The 420-nt window shown below is 48.6% G+C and carries 1 rRNA gene; it reads left to right on the top strand.

Features of this window, described 5'->3' with window-relative positions:
* A 16S ribosomal RNA gene (locus VSR71_RS35145) occupies positions 1–126 on the top strand; the annotation flags it as partial.
* Between the last annotated feature and the right edge of the window lie 294 nt (positions 127–420).

Genomic DNA, 420 nt, shown 5'->3' with positions numbered 1-420 from the left:
GAGTGGGTTTTGCCAGAAGTAGTTAGCCTAACCGCAAGGAGGGCGATTACCACGGCAGGGTTCATGACTGGGGTGAAGTCGTAACAAGGTAGCCGTATCGGAAGGTGCGGCTGGATCACCTCCTTTCAGAGCGTGCATCCTCAGTTGAGCGCTCACACTTATCGGTAGTTTGTGGTTAATGGCCAGGTGGCCAAATGAAAGCACTCGTTGCTGAGTGTTTTCATTTGGCATTGCCAAGCGATCGCAAGATCGGCTGTTCTTTAACAATATGGGATGTAGTAAAGGTGTCGCGCAAGCGTTGATGAGACGCTGCAGTACAAAACGCGATACCGGGTTGTGATTGTATCAACCAAAATGTATTTAAGTGATCGAAAGATGACTTGGAATACGGCACAAATGCGAGAACTCAACCTGTAGTGA

Origin of the sequence: Cupriavidus oxalaticus, from assembly GCF_038900635.1 — a bacterium.
GTDB lineage: Bacteria > Pseudomonadota > Gammaproteobacteria > Burkholderiales > Burkholderiaceae > Cupriavidus > Cupriavidus oxalaticus_B.
This window is presented reverse-complemented; position numbering and strand designations above follow the sequence as displayed.